This window comes from Endozoicomonas sp. ALB032 (genome assembly GCF_049310125.1).
In the GTDB taxonomy this organism is placed as follows: domain Bacteria; phylum Pseudomonadota; class Gammaproteobacteria; order Pseudomonadales; family Endozoicomonadaceae; genus Endozoicomonas_A.
Map to the genome: position 1 here is coordinate 2814958 of NZ_JBLYNW010000001.1, position 17428 is coordinate 2832385.

Here is a 17428-nt window from a genome sequence, read left to right on the forward strand (position 1 = left end):
TTGCCCCAGAAGGCATTAAAGGTAAGGATGTAGGCAGATACTTGCGAAGGTTCTATGAAAACCTATTCAACACTGAGGCTCATCCTCGGAGACCAGCTATACGCTGGCCATAGCTGGTTCAGTAACAAAGAGCCGGATACCCTCTATCTGATAGCAGAGCTCTATCAGGAAGCCTCCTATGTAAAGCACCATGTACAAAAGATCTGTGCCTTCTTTGCAGCGATGGAAGCCTTTGCTGCGGCACTGGCAAAGTCCGGCCATGAGGTTTTGCATTTAACCCTCGATGAGACGGCTCAATACGAGGATTTGCCATCCCTTCTGCGAGCGCTGGTCAAAACCCACGGGATCAAGCGGTTTCAATACCAGAGAGCCGATGAATACCGGCTTCTGAGGCAGTTGCAGGACATGAATATCGGTGTCCCTGTCCAGGAAGTCGATAGCGAACACTTTCTACTGCCGTTTGATGAGCTTTCGAGCTATTTCTCTCAGGGCAAAGCCACAAGGATGGAGCACTTTTATCGCAAGATGCGAAAGCGATTCGACATTCTGATGGACGGCGATCAGCCAGAAGGCAGACAGTGGAATTATGACCAGGAGAACCGTAACTACTTCAAAGCCAGTGATCTTGAAGAGATCCCGGAGCCACTGGTGTTCAGTAATCCGGTGACAGGCATTCTGGAAAGGCTGAACAGACAAAATATTCAATATTTTGGTAAAGCCACTCCCGAGCTGATCTGGCCGATTACGAGGCAGCAGTCACTCAAACAACTGCGTTACTTCTGTCAACACGGATTGCCGCGGTTCGGGCAGTTTCAGGACGCTATGACTCACCGGAGTGATAAAAAATGGAGCCTCTATCACTCTCGTCTGTCCTTTGCCCTGAACAGTAAAATGCTGACCCCAATGCAGGTGATTCAGGCCGCAGTCAGAGCCTGGCGAGCAGACCCCGAGTCCATCTCCATTGCCCAGGTGGAAGGATTTGTCCGACAGATTCTTGGCTGGCGGGAGTACGTTCGGGGCATTTACTGGGTCAACATGCCAGAATATTCCTCACTCAACTACTTCAAGGCTCAGCGTGCATTGCCGGACTTTTTCTGGACCGGCGAAACCCGAATGACCTGTCTGCAGGAGGCGATTGGTCAGTCTCTGGATTATGCCTATGCCCACCATATCCAGAGATTGATGATTACCGGCACATTCTGTTTGTTGGCAGGAATCGACCCCGGTCAGGTTGATGAGTGGTACCTGGGCATTTATGTGGACGCTATTGAGTGGGTCGAACTCCCAAACACCCGTGGCATGAGCCAGTTTGCAGACGGTGGTTTGTTAGCTTCAAAACCCTATGCGGCCAGCGGTAACTATATCAACAAGATGAGTGACTACTGCAAAAGCTGTCACTACGACGTGAAGCGAAAAACCGGTGAGCGGGCCTGCCCATTCAACAGTCTTTACTGGCATTTTATGGTGAAACACAGAGAGCAACTGAGCAAGAACCCCAGAATCGGCATGATTTACAAGAACTGGGATAAACAGTCCGTTGATGAACAGGCAGTTATTACTCATCAGGCAGAGGTGTATTTGGGGGAAATAGACGAGCTTTAGCAAAAACGCCTTAAACCCTTGCCCAGCCGAACATGTTAGAGCTTTTGTATTGGCTAAGGTTGGCCCACTCGCCGCCTGACCAGTAACGATTGATTTAAATAGCGATGCTGGCCTGATGAATGTGTATCCATTTCAAAATCCCCGGTCAATTCGTAAACCGCCCAGCCGGAAGCAAATTTATCCAGTTCACTTTGGTTATTTTGCATAAAAGCTGTGGCTTCTCTGGCACTTTTAAACGCCAATCCACCGGGATATAACCCCCAGAACATAGGCCCAAACTTGATGATATTTTTGCCTTCCGACAGGGCGCTCTGATAGCTGGCATCACCAATGGTAAATACGGGGTGGGTAATATCCTCTCTCGCCAATGGGCTGAACGAATCCATTACCCCAAACCAGACAATGGCAGCCAGGACAGCGGTCAGGATGATGAGGTACTTGGCAAATTTCATAAAGAGTGAGATCTGTTATTGGTTGATCAGCCTCCCAAGTCTCCGAAACAGGGTGCCGTTGAGTCCATTCTGGCACAACCTGAAGAGACCATTATTGATTCAGCCGACCGGTCACACCAAAATAGGCTCTATAGGGCAAAATTCTGAGCATTCCCATCATCATGCCAAACACCTTCGGAAATCGAATTTCAAAATGTTTGCCATTTAAACCGCGCAGAATAGCTTCTGCTGCTGGCTCAGCATCCATCAGAAAGGGCATCTCAAAGGTGTTTTTATCCGTCAGAGGGGTTTTTACAAATCCCGGATTGATCAGTTTGATATCCACACCTTTCGGTTTCAGATCCGTATACAGGGACTCAGCCATATTGATCAGAGCTGCCTTGCTGGCCCCATAAGCGGCGGCAGCAGGTAAACCACGATAGCCGGCCAGCGAGGCATTAATCGCCAGGGTTCCCGACTGCTGGTTCACCATCATGGGGATTAACGCATCCAGACAATGACAGACGCCCATCACATTCAATTCGAAGTGTTGACGCATATGGGTGGATCTGAAATCCACGCCTGCTGTTTTAATAAATGTGCCTGCATTCAATACGGCAATATCCACCTGACCAAAGCGGCTCATAATCTCCTCGGCTACTCGCGTCACCTCATCCTGACGGGTCACGTCGGCAGGCAAAGGGATAATAACTCCCTCCAGATCAAGCGCTTCGTTCTGTAGCCGGTCCAGATTGCCGAAACTTCGCGCCGTAGCTATGACCGTGCCACCTTGACGGGCCATCATTAAAGCCAGCTGGCGACCGATTCCCTGACTGGCACCGGTAATCCAGATTACCTTGTTTTTCAGAGATGGGAGTTTCTTCATTTTTCCTTCTCTGATTCTGTATTCGAAAGCTGCAGTTTTTCCAGCGATGATGCACTGATCAGCGAAGCATCTTTACTGAAATAGAAGGTCAGGGTGCCCAGCCTGAACCCCCATTTGCTGACATCAGCAATATTGAGAATCTGGCCATTTTCCTGCAGGAACAGCCAATCATCAAATTTCACCCGCCAGTTGATTCCCTTGATGGGTAAATTCATTTCATAGGTCCAGTTAAAGGTGTTGCCCTGACTGCTGCCTGTGGCCAGACCGATCAAATCATCTGCCTGACCTTCGTAGTGGCTGTCATCCAGTGTTTTTATTTTCCAGAGCCGGTTGGATGCAGTGCCATCGTCATAAATAAAGTCCTCATCCAGTATTAGTGTATTGTCTTCTATTCGACCTTTCATGATGACTTCAAAGTAGTTCCGCACTTTACCAAAGCGATCAACAAACTCTCCCCAGGCATAGGTGGTGCCCTGGAAATATTGTTCAATGGTTAGAACAGGTTGGTCCTGCCTGTATCGCTTCTGTATTGCTTCCCGCATAACTAAGACCTCCCTGCCTGCTTCATATACCGGGCTTACTGATTCGATAAAGTCTCACGTCAATGCTGTCCTGCTTAAAGCCGGCTTCACAATAAGCCAGGTAGAACAACCACATACGTTTAAAATGTTCGTCAAAGCCCAGAGTCACAATCTCTGGCCAGTGTTGCCTGAATGATTGGGCCCAGATTGAAAGTGTTCTGGCGTAATCACGGCCAAAGGAATGAGTGTTCTCGATATTCAGGCCTGCCTGATGACACTGGTCGTGGATCACCTGGTCTGTCGGGAGCATGCCGCCCGGGAAGATATAACGCTGAATAAAGTCGGCTTCCGCCCGATAATCGCTGAAGCGCTCTTCATCAATGGTAATCACCTGAATCACCGCCACTCCGCCAGGCTTGAGGGCATCAAACACTTTCCGGAAATAAATGGGCCAGTGGTTCTCTCCCACGGCCTCTAACATCTCTATGGAGACAATGCGGTCGTACTGTCCCTGGATATCCCGGTAATCCTTTAGCTGAAAGTTAAAACCGGCATCCTGCTGAAGCGAATCACGGGCAAACTGTAACTGCTCTCTGGACAGCGTCACTCCGGAATAATTCTGTCCTCCCTGCTGCTGTAATGAGCGGGCAAAACCTCCCCAGCCACAACCGATTTCGAGCACGGAATGTTCTGGCATCACATCCAGCCAGTTCAGTACCCATCTGTATTTATTGGCCTGAGCCTGTTCAAGTGTTTCATCGTTGTTGCTGAACAAGGCACTGGAATAGGTCATGGAGTCGTCCAGCCACAATCGGTAAAAGTCATTGCCCAGATCATAATGGGCGGCAATATTGCGACGACTTCCTGAGCGACTATTGTTGTTTAAAAGATGACTTAATCGATTCAGTTTTCGAAATAGCCAGTTTGAGGAAAATTGCTTGTCTAACTGCTTTTCATTAAACATTCCCCAGTCCAGCAGAGCCTGCAGGTCTGGCGTATCCCAGTCGCCTTTCATGTAAGATTCTGCCAGCCCGATGATCCCCCGGTTGGCTGCCAGGAGCATGCTGAAAGGGTGATTAATTCTGACTCTGGCAATCGGTACGTCCCGTAGAGACGAACCTATTTTTATCACACTGTTCTTTTGTACTAACTCAATACGACTCAGCGAAGCCTTCTCCAACCGTTTAACCAGCCAATTAACGGCTTTGGACGATGTTTTATTGAGAAACAATTCACCTTCGCCAAGGGCATTTCCTTCGCTGTGGGCGCTTCTTTCAGCATGGAGGTTAGCTGCGCTCTGCCCGGGAGGCAATCCATTCTGCGACAGGGTTTTTCCTGAGATGTCCAACATTTACGCCCCCTGTTTCTGGTACTTTTTTTGTTCGTTCATGGTTGTTGTTTTTCCTGTGCGTTTCAGGGTGCTATTCCAGCGGTGTGTGATGCCGCGACTCCAACTGAAGAAGCGATCTTTTGGAACATGGCGAACTACCCGAACACCTTTAATGAATAGCCGGAGAGCTTCCCAATGAATGGCCAGAGTTACCTTGAAAGCCTGCAATGGCAGAACAAACAACTGCCTGAGAATGTTCAGATCACTGAGCGCCTGTCGCTCGCCCTTGAGAACTGCTGCAAATAGCTGGCCATCAGCATTATGTAGATGAATGCCAAGTTTCAGAATCTGGTCGGGCAAGCGGGCCTTGAAACGGTATTCACATTCGGTTTCAAAAAAGGGTGAAACGTGAAGTTGCTTCTTGACGGACTGGTGAAAGGTTGTTTTTTTACCCTCACTGTTTTCTATCGGTATAACGTAACTGTGTCGTTCACCAAAGGTGTTGGACACCTCATAGATAAGGGTAGACAGTTTCTGCTCTGAGTCCAGACAGTAATAGACCGTCAGAGGATTAAAGATATAGCCAAGTACTCTGGGGTAACACAACATAAAGATTTGTTCAGGTGCCGGGATGTCATATGCCAACAAAAGCTTGGTTGCCTGGGTTTTGAGACAGTTTCCGGAACCGTCAGCAAAGTCTTTTGGATGAAAAGAGAGCACATTGAATCGGCTCACTGAAAACAGCTTGAGCTCGTCATCAAGCTGATTCAGCTCATCCAGATCGATAAGCCAGGAAGCCACCCGATAACTGAAACGGTGCTTCCGGGGCCGAATACGGTTATGCATTAACTGTCCCCAATAGACCGCTGACTTCATGTCCGCCTCCCATTACTGACACTGCTGTCTGTAACCTTGTTGGTAGTGCTGTTTGTAAAATGAGAAACCGGCCTCTTCCCGATACCATGTTCGGGCCAGATCAACCTGTCATTCTGGTTTTCAACAGACCAGGGTCTTCTTTTTCCACCCAGTGCTTCGGCAACGGCCAGCCCGGATTGAAGGCCGTCTTCATGAAAACCGAAACCAAACCAGGCGCCACAGAACCATGTACGATTACGGCCCTGTAACTCCCATAATCTTGATTGTGCCTCCAGAGCATTTCGATCAAACACAGGGTGGTCGTAGAGGTAGCAACCATGAATAGATTCAGGCTCTAAGGAAGGGTTGAGAGTGACAAACAGAGGAAGACCTTCCAGATGCTGAAGACGATTCATCCAGTAAGTGACGGAAGGACCCTCATTGCTCTGGGTGCCAAAATAGTTCCAGCTCGCCCAGGCTCTTTTTCGTTTAGGCATCAGTCGTTCATCACTGTGCAAAATAGCCCGATTACGCTGGAAACTGAACGATCCTAACAGTAATTGTTCCAACTCACTGGGTTCACTCAACATCGCCAGAGAAGTATCTGCGTGACAGGCCATAACAACATGATCAAACTCATGAGTATCGCCCTGCAAGTCAGAAATGATAACCCGGTCTGCATGGCGCTTGACCTTTCGAACACAGCGATTTTTGATGGCCAGGCCGTCCATGTCGTCCAGAATGCGGCGAACATACTCTTTGCTACCGCCATCGACAGTTTGCCACTGAGGACGATTTGTCAGCTGCAGTAAGCCGTGATTCTGGCAAAAACGCATAAAAGCCAGGGCGGGATAATCCAGCATTCGATCGGATGGCGTTGACCAGATAGCCGCTCCCATTGGCACCAGGTGATCATCCATAAAACGTTGGCTGTAGCCCCGACCTGTGAGCAGTTCCCGGAGCGTGACTGATGGGTCCAGCTGTTTCATTAATTTGGCACTGGACCGATAGAACCGGAAAATATCCAGCAACATTTTCAGAAATCCGGGCTTAACGGCATTCAACCTTTGGGCAAACAGTCCATTCAGGTCTGTTCCGGAATATTCAGTCTGTCCTTTATTCATGGATACCGCAAAAGACATATCCGTATTGGTGACAGGTACATCCAAATGGTCAAAAAGAGCTGTTAGATTGGGGTAAGTTTTATCATTGAAGACAATAAAACCGGTATCCACGGGTATAGACTGGTCATCATCCTGAACCATCACCGTGTTACTGTGACCTCCAAAACGATCATCTTTTTCAAATAGAGTGACTTGATGCTGCTTGGACAGTAACCAGGCGCTGGAAAGCCCACTGATGCCTGATCCAATTACAGCAATGCTGAGTCCTTTAGCTGTCATAGGGCGACCTGTAAACATAATCTTCAAGATTTTTACGCTATAACGATTTATTTGGATCACTCACTAAAAAATCGGAATCCAGATGATCCAAACGACATTTCATAGCGTAAAGAGAGACAAATGAGCTGGACACACGATACTCTCATGATAAGTCCATCTACGAACAAGACCACAATGGATTCAGAAAACAGTCACTCTGAAATGCCAGACAAGCTCAAGCAGTCATTGGTTGATCTGGGCCGCTATCGGGACAAACAAACGTTTGCGCTCCTGTACAGTTTTTTTGCACCCAGACTCAAAAGACACTTGATGACTAAAGGCGCACACGGAGAAATGGCTGAAGAGCTGGTTCAGGAAACCATGCTCTCTGTCTGGAGACATTGCAAAAGCTACGACCCCGAGAAATCTACGGCGTCCACCTGGATCTTCAGGATTGCACGCAACCTCTGGATTGATCGGTTGAGAAAGGAAAAAGCGGACTTGATGACGCCGTTAGATAATTATCCGGAAAGCCATTTTGAGCCAGCCATGGCGGAGCTTGATTCAGAAAAGATCAAGTCCGCTCTCAAGAGCCTGCCTCAACAACAGGCTCAGTTGGTGTATAAGGTCTACTACGAAGGAAAAAGCCACCGGGAAATTTCTGAAGACATGGACATGCCTCTGGGCAGTGTCAAGTCAGGCTTGAGACTGGCTTTCAACAAACTTCGTAGTCAGGCGGGAGGGTTAAAATGACTACACATCATCCTGACCTCAGCACCCTGATGAGCTACTCTGCGGGCAGTCTGCCTGATGCCATTGCTACTGTGGTTGCTGCTCATCTGAGTGTTTGCAGTCATTGCAGACAACAGGTTCAGGAAGCTGAACAAGTCGGTATCAGTTTACTGGAAGAGTTAGAACCAGCACCCATGTCTGACCATGCTAAAGACGACATTCTTGCCCTGCTTGATGAGATTGAGCAGGCTCCCGTCAGTAGCAGAGAGGAGCGGGATGTTCCGGTTGATGCCGATATACCGGCTCCTTTCAGACCCTTGCTCGGCTATTACCTGGACGATCTGCATTGGCGGTACATGGCTCCGGGCCTGAAGCAATTCTTACTGCCAGCGTCTGGTGGCAGCAACCTGCGGTTGTTAAAGATCGCACCTGGCACCTGCATGCCTTCCCACGGGCATACCGGCTCAGAACTTACCATGGTATTGAGAGGTTCCTATTCGGATGAGCTGGGTCGATTCTGCGCTGGAGATGTAGCCGATCTGGACCCGGACGTTCAACATCAACCGGTGGCAGACACAGGCGAAGACTGCATTTGTCTGATTGCCACTGATGCACCTTTACGATTCAATGGTCTCGTTCCCAGGCTTCTGCAACCCTTCTTCCAGCTTTGAGTTGAGTCATTTTACAGTCAGTCTTCCGGGATGCATGGGTTATCCACACTCTTTGCATTCCGACGACTGAATCTAAACGACAGCCTTAAAGTATCTACATAAATAGTTGGTTGTTTTTTGATCAGTTGACAAAAAAACCGTTTAATGAGGCTTCCAGATGTATCCAGAAAGAAGTCACAAGGTTATCCACAATATTTGTGGATAATGAAACATAACTGTCATCATCGTGCAGATATGACGTGGTATTCCAGCAATCCCCGGTGTTGCATCCAGCGGATAAACCAGACCAGCAGCCGCAAACGAATCCAGACTTTTGGACGGGTAACAGGCGACAGTTGACGATAGTGCTGCGAGAACCAGAAGCAGAAGCCCGAAAGAACATCCTGGCTGATGTCCAGACACTCAACTTTTTCAAAGCCCGCTTCTTTAAGATGGAATTCATACTTTTGCCGAACCATTAAGCCTTTCACAGAAATACCACAGGGTCTTGCCAGCAGGTTTACCATTCTTCGTTCCATGGGATTCCTGAAAGGGCGGCTGAGTATCATATCGGTCAGGGTAAGGCTGCCGCCATCCTTAAGGACTTTTCTGGCGTTGTTGAAAAAACGCGATTTGTTATCAAACTGGTAAGCGCAATCAAGGGCCAGCAATTTGTCAAAAGAATCAGCCTCCAGCTTCGCCAGCTCCAGCTCGTGGCCTCTTACCAGCTTCAGCTGGTCATAGTGATCACACTGGTCCTGGGCGCCTGCCAGCAGTTGCTCTGTTTCTGCCAATGCGGTGAGTGAATCAACCTGATAATAATCGAGCCAGACCAAAAGCTGATCGTTGCTGGAGAAACCCACATCCAGAACCTTATCCTGATTGGAGAGGCAGGCTTTATCGGCAAGCAGACCTGCCAGCTCGGAACAGGCATGACCATAATCGGAAGTCTCGCGCCAATAACCGATCAGCCTCCAGCCGGAGGAAGTTGATACACCACTGTTCAAAAGCCACTGATCAGCCAGCATGCCACGCTCTCCATTAGAAGGGGGCCACCAGATATTGACGATCAGACTGATCAGCTGGGACAAAAGTCCTGACATTACCAGCCAAGTTAACAGGATGCCTGAAAGAAATGCGAAGATGGTCATAGAATATAAATTATTAATTCCTTTGGATAAGCCTGTATGTCCGCACAGAGCTCGGGCAGTTAGCTGATAATAGTGAGATCCTTCTTCTATTGCCAGCGGCAAACCGGGAGGCCATAGCCGTTTGCTGACGGACACTGTCACTATCAACAGGGAAGTATGGAGCACCTCTGATAACCAAACAGGCACATTTGTGTAATAATTGGCGGTTTATCTTTTAAATGATGTATAGGCTGTCTGGTCAGGCAGATCGCCAAGGGGGAGCTAGGTTATGCTGATAACGTCTAATGTGACCATGCAATTCGGGGACAAACCCCTCTTTGAAGATATCTCCGTCAAGTTTGGCGACGGCAACCGTTACGGTCTGATCGGTGCTAACGGTTGTGGTAAGTCCACCTTGATGAAAATTATCAGTGGCGAACTGGAACCCTCTGCCGGCAATGTCAGCTACGATCCCAACGAGCGTATTGCAAAGCTGAACCAGGATCAGTTCGCCTATGAAGAAAACACGGTGATTGATACCGTGATCATGGGCCATGCCGAACTCTGGAAGGTCAAGGAAGAGCGTGACCGCATTTATGCCAAGGCTGACATGACAGAAGAAGAAGGTATGCGTGTCGCAGATCTGGAAGTTCTGTTTGGTGAAATGGACGGTTATTCCGCCGAAGCCCGTGCCGGTGAACTGCTGCTGGGCCTGGATATTCCTCTGGAGCAACACTATGGTCCAATGAGTGCTGTTGCCCCGGGCTGGAAGCTCCGTGTTCTGTTGGCTCAGGTATTGTTTGCCGATCCGGACATCATGCTGCTGGACGAACCCACCAACAACCTGGACATCAATGCGATCCGCTGGCTGGAAGGGGTACTCAAGCAGCGCGACTGCACCATGATCATTATTTCCCACGACCGTCACTTCCTGAACAGTGTCTGCACCCACATGGCTGATCTGGACTACGGTGAGCTGCGAACGTTCCCGGGTAATTACGACGAGTACATGATTGCGGCTACCCAGGCTCGTGAGCGTATGCAGGCTGATAATGCCAAGAAGAAAGCCCAGATTGCGGAGCTCCAGAGTTTTGTCAGTCGCTTTTCTGCCAATGCTTCCAAAGCCAAGCAGGCGACCTCCAGGGCCAGGCTGATCGACAAGATCAAGCTCGAAGAGGTTAAACCTTCCAGCCGACAGAATCCGTTTATCCGTTTTGAACAGGAAAAGAAACTGTTCCGCAATGCGCTGGTGATGGAAAAAATGTCCCAGGGTTACCAGGACAACATGCTGTTCAACGACGTTAACCTGATGGTTGAAGTAGGTGAGCGCATTGCCATCATTGGTCAGAACGGTATTGGCAAGTCCACATTGCTGCATACTCTGGCCGGTAAGATGGCACCGAAGGGAGGCACTATCCAGTGGTCAGAAAACGCTGATATCGGTTACTACGCCCAGAACCACAGCGACGAGTTCGATAAGGATATGAACCTGTACGACTGGATGAGTCAATGGATGAACGAAGGCGACGATGAGCAGGTGATCCGTGGTGTTCTGGGCCGTATGCTGTTCTCCCAGAGCGACATCAAAAAGTCAGTCCGCGTTATTTCCGGTGGTGAGCAGGGCCGTATGTTGTTCGGCAAACTGATTCAACAAAAACCGAACGTATTACTGATGGATGAGCCGACTAACCACATGGATATGGAATCCATTGAATCTCTGAACCTGGCGTTGGAAAACTATCCGGGCACACTGATCTTTGTCAGTCATGATCGTCAGTTTGTATCGTCTCTGGCGACCCGCATCATTGAAATCACAGAAAATGGCATCGTCGATTTCCACGGAACTTATGACGATTACCTGCGCAAGCAGGGGGTTGTTGAAGAATAAGTGATTAATGGGGCAGAGGGTCTCTGCCCTTATCATGAATGAATGGTTTATTCGATACCCAGCAGCTCCACATCAAAGATCAGCGCAGAGTTGCCGGGGATTTTACCGGCACCCCCGCTGCCGTACGCCAGATTGGCAGGAATAAACAGTCGGAACTTGTCGCCTACCGACATCCGTTGCAGACCTTCGGTCCAGCCCGGAATCACCTGATTCAGTCCAAAAGAAATCGGCTGTCCACGGTCTACAGAACTGTCAAACACCTGACCATTAATTAACGTACCGTGATAGTGCACTTTCACTTTGCTGGTGGCTGTGGGGTGATCGGAATCTTCACCCTTCTCAAGAATCTTGTACTGCAATCCGGACTCTGTAGTCATCACGCCTTCTTCATTCCGGTTTTTTTCCAGAAAAGCCTGACCCTGAACCAGGGCCTCCTGAGCCAGTTGTTTTTTCTGGTCAAAGCGGCGTTTGCCCCAGAACAAGATGACAGCAATAAAAACAATGAGGATAGCAGTAGACACAAGGATCACCCGATCTGTGGATAAGTCGATGAAAAATACCTTATCCGGACAGCTAACTCAAAAATATCAGCCTCCTATCTCCGCTTCCCTGTCGGTTTCTGCGGGCTCAGGTTTGGGATTAACCAGCTTTTCCTCTTTGGGCCATTGTCCACTCTGTTTTCGGGTCCCCATAAAAAGAACAGCAACCATACCCACCAGAATCAGCCCCATCTGAACCATAAAGATCAGCATGATCAGCGGCAACATCAGTACAAACAGGCCCGTGAGAATAACGGTGCCGAGAATTGCTTTAAACGGGCTGATGGCAGCGCCATTACGCTGCTCAAAAAAAGCAGTCTTAACGTGAATGAAGTCATTTTTTAATTGATTGAGCCATTTTTCCATGATTTACCTCGATCAGGGAGGAAGTTAGTCATGGCTCAAGTGTAGAGGGTTGTGGATAAACAGATCGTGTCCGGTAGATTAAAGTTTGTTCATCGAAAAGGGTTGTGTTTTTAAAGGACAGGAGTTGCCACTGGCCGGTGAAGGACTGTTTTGACGAAGATTACTGGCTTAGTCTGATCCCCCGTTACCTCTGCTCCAGTCATAAAGCAAAATGCCAACTCGAGGTGAATATACGCATGCTGCCAGACCTCCATAGATTAAAGCACCTCTCAACGCCCTGATGTGGGGTGATCCATGGTAAATACAATACCCTGTAACAGCGCCTATGAATGCGTGTGGAGTCACAGTAAAAACAACAACTCCCGTTCCGAACAATGCCGCAAAAGTATTCACCAAGCTTTTCGGAGTGTATAAACCCCACAAAATGGTTTTTTTGCTGTAGCTGTCAGGACCAAAGTTGTCATCATCATCGCAGCAGCCATAATTGTAATTGCCATGATCACTGCTGCCACTGGAGAAGACAGCGCCTGAGAAAATAATCACATATCCAAGCATTATGACAAACAGGAAGTTTTTCATTAGATGATCTCAATGGCCATTAGTTCCTGATTGAACACGCAGGATAGCATTTGACTGAAAGCTTGCAAGCCGGGCTGCTTTGAGCGTGATTGAAAAAATTATTGAACCATCGTCCAAGCTAAGAAGGTTCTGATTGGAATCAGCATCTTTGGTGAAAAGGCAAGAAAGAAACGAAAGCTAACTTGAGAGTCAGGCAGCAGGTTATATATTGTGCAAGGAACAATAGAGGTTATCGACGCTTTAAGCCAGGGAGATTAAGAAATATACGGGTGATCTGTTTTTCTTTCAGTGCGACCCCTCTTTTACATTATCTATGCGGCAATTATAAAGCATAACGCCAGCTGCAGTTGAAAATGCACATGCTGATAGCCCTCCCAGAATTGCAGCACCCTTCAACGCCCTGATGTGGGGTGATCCAGAGAAAAAATAATATCCTCCAGCAGCGCCTAGACATGCACGTGGAATAACCCAATAAACAACAAGCCCCATTGCGTGCAATGCCAGCAAGGTCCTCCTCAAGCTTATCTCATCGTATAAACCCCACAGCATGGGTTCTCGATTGTGGCTGTGAGGGACGACGTAGTCATCATTGGAGTTTTCCTCATCGTATAAACCTGACAACATGGGTTTTTGATCGTAGCTGCGAGGGACGACGCAGACGTCATTAGAGCGGGCAGTGCTTGAGAAAACACTCGTATACCCAAGCATTATTACAAACAGGTAATTCTTCATAAAGCGACCTCAATGGTAATTAATTCATGATTGGACATGAAAAAATAGCATTTGACTGAAAACTTGCAATTCTGGCTGCTTTGGGTCTGATTCAATGGATTGGAAAATTGTAAAGCAATACATTAGTTGCTTTTCTCAAAAATGAAACTAATATGTTTCTTTATAGCTAACAAAGCAACTAGTAAGTTGACAAGATGATATGGATACTTTGCTTCAGCAACTTAAAAAAAGGCGCTTGGATTTAGGTCTGAAACAAAACGACATGTTGCTGCGTGTTGGTGTTTCCCGCCAGCAATATCAGCGCCTGGAGTCTAAAGGGAATCCACGGCTTGACACGCTCCAATTGATAGCAAAGGGCTTAAATAGTGAAGTAGTGCTTATACCCAAAGAGAAGCTTGGGGCGGTTCTGACCGTCCTGGGGAGAAGCGTTAACGAAGAGCAGGAGGCAGGATCTGAAGGTGTTAGCTCAGGCCAAAGAGATCAGTCTAATTCAGTGAACAAGAAAAGCTTGTTTGATGATCCGTGGCAAGATTTGCTTGGAGATGATTCGTGAGCAACGATGTTAACGTCATTAAGCTGACACTTCATGGAGAGTGCGTGGGTTATTTGGCTGGCTACCAGAGTGGTAGGAATGTACTTTTTTTTGCCGATGAATTTAGCAGTAATATTCATCGGTCAACGTTTAGCCTGATCACCCATCCTGCATTTCCTCATTCTGATAAATTGATGTCAGAGCCTTGGGCACGAAATCAACGCTTGCATCCAACGCTATCAAATTTATTACCAGAAGGATCGCTGCGAGAACTCATTGCACAGGGATTAAAGGTGCATATTGATAATGAATTTCAAATCTTCTCTTATCTGGGGGAAGATTTGCCCGGAGCAATCATTGCCACACCATTAGAGCCAGAACACGTACCTGATGATGTTGTATCCCTTATTTCCAGAGGTCATTATCGAAATGCGAAAGTGATTAAGTTCGAAAAATTAGAACGAGAAAATAAATTTTCCCTGGCAGGCGTCCAGATGAAGTTTTCAATGGAAGAAAAGGATGGGCGTTATAACCTTTGTAAATCCGGGGTTTTAGGCGATTGGATTATAAAAACGCCATCAACAAAATATAGAGATGTTCCTGTTAATGAATATTCGGCGATGACTCTGGCATCCATAGCGGGTATTGATATACCGGAAATCAAGCTGGTTGATATGGGGCAGTTGGATAACCTGCCACAAATCAATTTACCTGAAGAATCCCTTGCTTTTGCGATAAAGCGTTTTGATCGAAAAAAGAGCAGGCGAGTTCATATGGAAGACTTCGCACAAGTATTGGTGAAGTATCCCCATGAAAAATATCGCACCGCAAACTATGAACAGATTGCCAGGGTCTTGTACGAGTTTTCTGGTGATGCATTAACAGATGTACAGCAGTTCGCAAGACGACTGTTAGTGAATATTTTGTTGGCAAATGGTGACGCGCATTTAAAAAACTGGAGTCTTTTATACGAAGACAAGGTGACACCACGGCTATCTCCTGCTTATGACATAGTAACGACAAATGTGTATATCGATGGGGAGCGAAACTTTGCTTTGAATTTGGGAAAAACAAAAGATTGGTATGCTGTATCATTCTCAAACTTCAAGGCGTGGTCAGAAAAATCGGGCATACCATGGCGAGCAGTAAGGCCTCATCTAGAAGATGTAATGTATAGGGCCCGAACATTGTGGCATTCCGCTATTAAAGAACTTCCGATGAATGTGAAACACAAAGAAAAGTTAACAGAGCATTGGAAAAACTTGCATCAGGATTTCAGGCTGTAAACCTATCTTGATGAAGAAAAGTGAAAGAAGGGGCAAGGCCTCATGTATTGCTCAGCGGATGGTCTGCCATCTTCCCAGCTCTCAAGACACTGCGATGGTGCTAGTGGCAATGGTGTCTACAAACTTTTTTTGCGGCAACCTTTGGTTTGTTTCTGAAGGCAAATTACAGTTATTTTTTTGATTTGCCATTTTTCTGGTCTATTAATTAATCTCCACAAAATTAAATTGTATAGACCGAATAATGAAACAGCTGTTTTTTACGACATTGCTCTTACCGCTTCTGTTGCTGTCTGTCATCTGTCATGCAGAATCGTTGACAACACGTTTTCTTGTCGAGCATGCACAGTTATACCAGAGCTTTTCTATTAAGTGCGCCTTGAATTCATTGCAGTACACCCCGTCAGACAATGCCGATAAAAACGACTATGCATGGGCAACTTTTCCGCCTGATGACCAACTACGAAGGCTTGTTGTTTTCGGGCGAAAAAAGAGCTTTGCCGAGTCCATTTCATGGCGATTGCTTTTCACCATCAATCCGCTGGTTGCTTACGAACTGATCCTGGCCAAAGGTGACACCGCTTCCAGCGGCAAACCTTATTCATGGATAACAGCAGAAGCGTTTGTCGCTGTTAGCTGGCTTTTAAAAAGCTACTGGAACTCCGATTCACTGCTGTTTAAGCCAATGGATCAACTGGAGGCAAGTCAGGATGACTCGTTTGCAATCACCACTTTGATGCTCCCGGGACAAAAGCAACAACAAAGTGACCAACAAAAGCCGCCATCAGAATCATCCGGTCATCAAGCCTCAGGGACAAGTACCCGTGTTTCAGGCTCTATCACAAGTCGACTGTCGTCTGGATCTGGCGGCGGAAAGGAAGACCCTGAACAAAACCAGCATACTTTGGATTTAAATTGTTACGTCGGTTCCTGTTGTGGTGTTTGTGAACTCCGACAATCATCTGATAGTAGTGAGCCACTTGTTAACGCCTTTCCAGCGGAGCACAGCACTTTTTCGGCAGTCGCAAAAGCTCATGAAGTTGTGTCAGGTATTATAGGGCACATGAACTCTTTAAAAAAAATTCTGATTGAAAACGATGAGCATTATGGCCCGAAAAATCCTAACACGGATATTCAGGCATTCGAGAATGCCATCCAATTACTTGAATATCTTCAACCTTGGGTTATTTCAAAAGGTGAAGATGTTAAATTCGTGCCTGATGTCTGTGGAAACTATGATTTTGGCATCAATACTTATTACCATGTTTATTATAAAGGTGATGTGTTATTCACTGTTAATGAAACTGTTAGTGAAAGAAGATTTTCAACTAAGTACAGTTGTGGACAGTTAGCAGATATTAAAACCAGTACGTTATTTGATGAACTCTATTATGCTCCTGATGCCCCCGGGTACCAATCTGCAAAAAGTGAATTTGAGGCGTGTGCAAAATCAACTGGTTAGGTACTTAATGACGTATATTATGACCGGGTGCTGGTTCAGATTAAATAAGTTATCCAAGAGTGAGGAAAATCTGAGTTTTTTGTCTAGAATGATGTTTTCGCTTCTATTTGGGCTTGGTTATCAATAATGAAGAGTAATTGTTGTGTCTTTATTTTTGCCAGCATATTTTTTTTCAGCTGGCAGTCAGGCTACAATTCCTTACACTTCATCATTGGTCTCTGGTTATGGTGTAGATACAATTCTGTCCTCTATCTTATCCGCCGACCCAGTTCGTATACCAAAACCTAACCTGCCTTTGATGCGCAAGACCTCGACTCTTTTATTTACATGATGATCCACATTTTGAATATATCGGGGCCGGAACCCGATTTCGTTACATTGTGTCAGTTACGCCAGTTTCCTCTGAGGTTTGCACACCTGACTCAGGGACAGCAGAATCTGAATCGGTTGCTGGAGAAAATTCCTGAAGAACGTCAAAAGGAGGTGAATCAGGTAATCGATGAAACTCGGGGCCTGTTAACCCTCAAT

The 17428-nt window shown here is 47.0% G+C and carries 18 protein-coding genes; 7 read left to right on the top strand and 11 right to left on the bottom strand.

Annotated elements, in window-relative coordinates:
- Positions 1-54 precede the first annotated feature (54 nt).
- Complete coding sequence (locus ACO6VG_RS10460; RefSeq protein ID WP_422473771.1) at positions 55-1602, top strand: cryptochrome/photolyase family protein; 1548 nt, start codon at positions 55-57, stop codon at positions 1600-1602.
- A 53-nt stretch (positions 1603-1655) separates the two neighbouring features.
- On the opposite strand, the gene ACO6VG_RS10465 is transcribed toward ACO6VG_RS10460, so the two are convergent.
- The 6 genes from ACO6VG_RS10465 to ACO6VG_RS10490 form a co-directional block, all read right to left on the bottom strand.
- The gene (locus ACO6VG_RS10465) at positions 1656-2054 is read right to left on the bottom strand and encodes a hypothetical protein (protein ID WP_422473773.1); all 399 of its coding nucleotides are present in this window, start codon (positions 2052-2054) and stop codon (positions 1656-1658) included.
- Between the two features lie 91 nt (positions 2055-2145).
- Complete coding sequence (locus ACO6VG_RS10470; RefSeq protein WP_422473775.1) at positions 2146-2919, bottom strand: SDR family NAD(P)-dependent oxidoreductase; 774 nt, start codon at positions 2917-2919, stop codon at positions 2146-2148.
- The gene (locus ACO6VG_RS10475) at positions 2916-3461 is read right to left on the bottom strand and encodes a DUF3833 family protein (protein ID WP_422136867.1); all 546 of its coding nucleotides are present in this window, start codon (positions 3459-3461) and stop codon (positions 2916-2918) included. The genes ACO6VG_RS10470 and ACO6VG_RS10475 overlap by 4 nt, the downstream gene beginning before the upstream one ends.
- Before the next feature lie 22 nt (positions 3462-3483).
- Positions 3484-4791, bottom strand: a complete 1308-nt coding sequence (locus tag ACO6VG_RS10480) for a class I SAM-dependent methyltransferase (protein ID WP_422473777.1) — start codon at positions 4789-4791, stop codon at positions 3484-3486.
- Positions 4792-5646 (bottom strand): DUF1365 domain-containing protein, encoded by an 855-nt coding sequence (locus tag ACO6VG_RS10485; protein ID WP_422473779.1) that lies wholly within the window; start codon positions 5644-5646, stop codon positions 4792-4794.
- Positions 5643-7028 carry an NAD(P)/FAD-dependent oxidoreductase gene (locus tag ACO6VG_RS10490; protein ID WP_422473781.1) on the bottom strand — a complete coding sequence of 462 codons (1386 nt, stop codon included), beginning with the start codon at positions 7026-7028 and terminating at the stop codon, positions 5643-5645. The genes ACO6VG_RS10485 and ACO6VG_RS10490 overlap by 4 nt, the downstream gene beginning before the upstream one ends.
- Before the next feature lie 120 nt (positions 7029-7148).
- On the opposite strand from ACO6VG_RS10490, the gene ACO6VG_RS10495 reads away from it, so the two are divergent.
- Complete coding sequence (locus ACO6VG_RS10495) at positions 7149-7760, top strand: sigma-70 family RNA polymerase sigma factor (protein WP_422136871.1); 612 nt, start codon at positions 7149-7151, stop codon at positions 7758-7760.
- Entirely contained in the window at positions 7757-8410 is a 654-nt protein-coding gene (locus ACO6VG_RS10500; protein ID WP_422136872.1) for a ChrR family anti-sigma-E factor, read from the top strand. The genes ACO6VG_RS10495 and ACO6VG_RS10500 overlap by 4 nt, the downstream gene beginning before the upstream one ends.
- Before the next feature lie 221 nt (positions 8411-8631).
- Here the strand turns inward: ACO6VG_RS10500 and ACO6VG_RS10505 are convergent, their stop codons facing one another.
- On the bottom strand, positions 8632-9705 hold the full coding sequence (locus ACO6VG_RS10505) for a methyltransferase domain-containing protein (RefSeq protein WP_422473783.1): 1074 nt from the start codon (positions 9703-9705) through the stop codon (positions 8632-8634).
- A 103-nt stretch (positions 9706-9808) separates the two neighbouring features.
- Here ACO6VG_RS10505 and ACO6VG_RS10510 point away from each other — a divergent pair, with 103 nt between their 5' ends.
- Positions 9809-11407, top strand: coding sequence for an ABC-F family ATPase (locus ACO6VG_RS10510; RefSeq protein WP_422136874.1), 1599 nt, complete (start codon positions 9809-9811; stop codon positions 11405-11407).
- Positions 11408-11454: 47 nt separating this feature from the next.
- Here the strand turns inward: ACO6VG_RS10510 and ACO6VG_RS10515 are convergent, their stop codons facing one another.
- The 4 genes from ACO6VG_RS10515 to ACO6VG_RS10530 form a co-directional block, all read right to left on the bottom strand.
- Complete coding sequence (locus tag ACO6VG_RS10515; RefSeq protein WP_422136875.1) at positions 11455-11928, bottom strand: FKBP-type peptidyl-prolyl cis-trans isomerase; 474 nt, start codon at positions 11926-11928, stop codon at positions 11455-11457.
- A 66-nt stretch (positions 11929-11994) separates the two neighbouring features.
- Positions 11995-12312: a hypothetical protein gene (locus tag ACO6VG_RS10520; RefSeq protein WP_422136876.1), complete on the bottom strand. Its 318-nt coding sequence runs from the start codon at positions 12310-12312 to the stop codon at positions 11995-11997.
- 168 nt (positions 12313-12480) lie between these two features.
- On the bottom strand, positions 12481-12891 hold the full coding sequence (locus ACO6VG_RS10525; protein ID WP_422473785.1) for a hypothetical protein: 411 nt from the start codon (positions 12889-12891) through the stop codon (positions 12481-12483).
- A gap of 285 nt (positions 12892-13176) precedes the next feature.
- Positions 13177-13623 (bottom strand): hypothetical protein, encoded by a 447-nt coding sequence (locus ACO6VG_RS10530; protein WP_422136877.1) that lies wholly within the window; start codon positions 13621-13623, stop codon positions 13177-13179.
- A 199-nt stretch (positions 13624-13822) separates the two neighbouring features.
- On the opposite strand from ACO6VG_RS10530, the gene ACO6VG_RS10535 reads away from it, so the two are divergent.
- The 3 genes from ACO6VG_RS10535 (at position 13823) to ACO6VG_RS10545 (ending at position 16900) form a co-directional block, all read left to right on the top strand.
- Complete coding sequence (locus ACO6VG_RS10535) at positions 13823-14176, top strand: helix-turn-helix domain-containing protein (protein WP_422136878.1); 354 nt, start codon at positions 13823-13825, stop codon at positions 14174-14176.
- Complete coding sequence (locus tag ACO6VG_RS10540) at positions 14173-15441, top strand: type II toxin-antitoxin system HipA family toxin (RefSeq protein ID WP_422136879.1); 1269 nt, start codon at positions 14173-14175, stop codon at positions 15439-15441. Before ACO6VG_RS10535 ends, ACO6VG_RS10540 begins: the two co-directional genes overlap by 4 nt.
- 241 nt (positions 15442-15682) lie before the next feature.
- On the top strand, positions 15683-16900 hold the full coding sequence (locus ACO6VG_RS10545; protein WP_422473787.1) for a hypothetical protein: 1218 nt from the start codon (positions 15683-15685) through the stop codon (positions 16898-16900).
- The last annotated feature ends 528 nt before the right edge of the window (positions 16901-17428 follow it).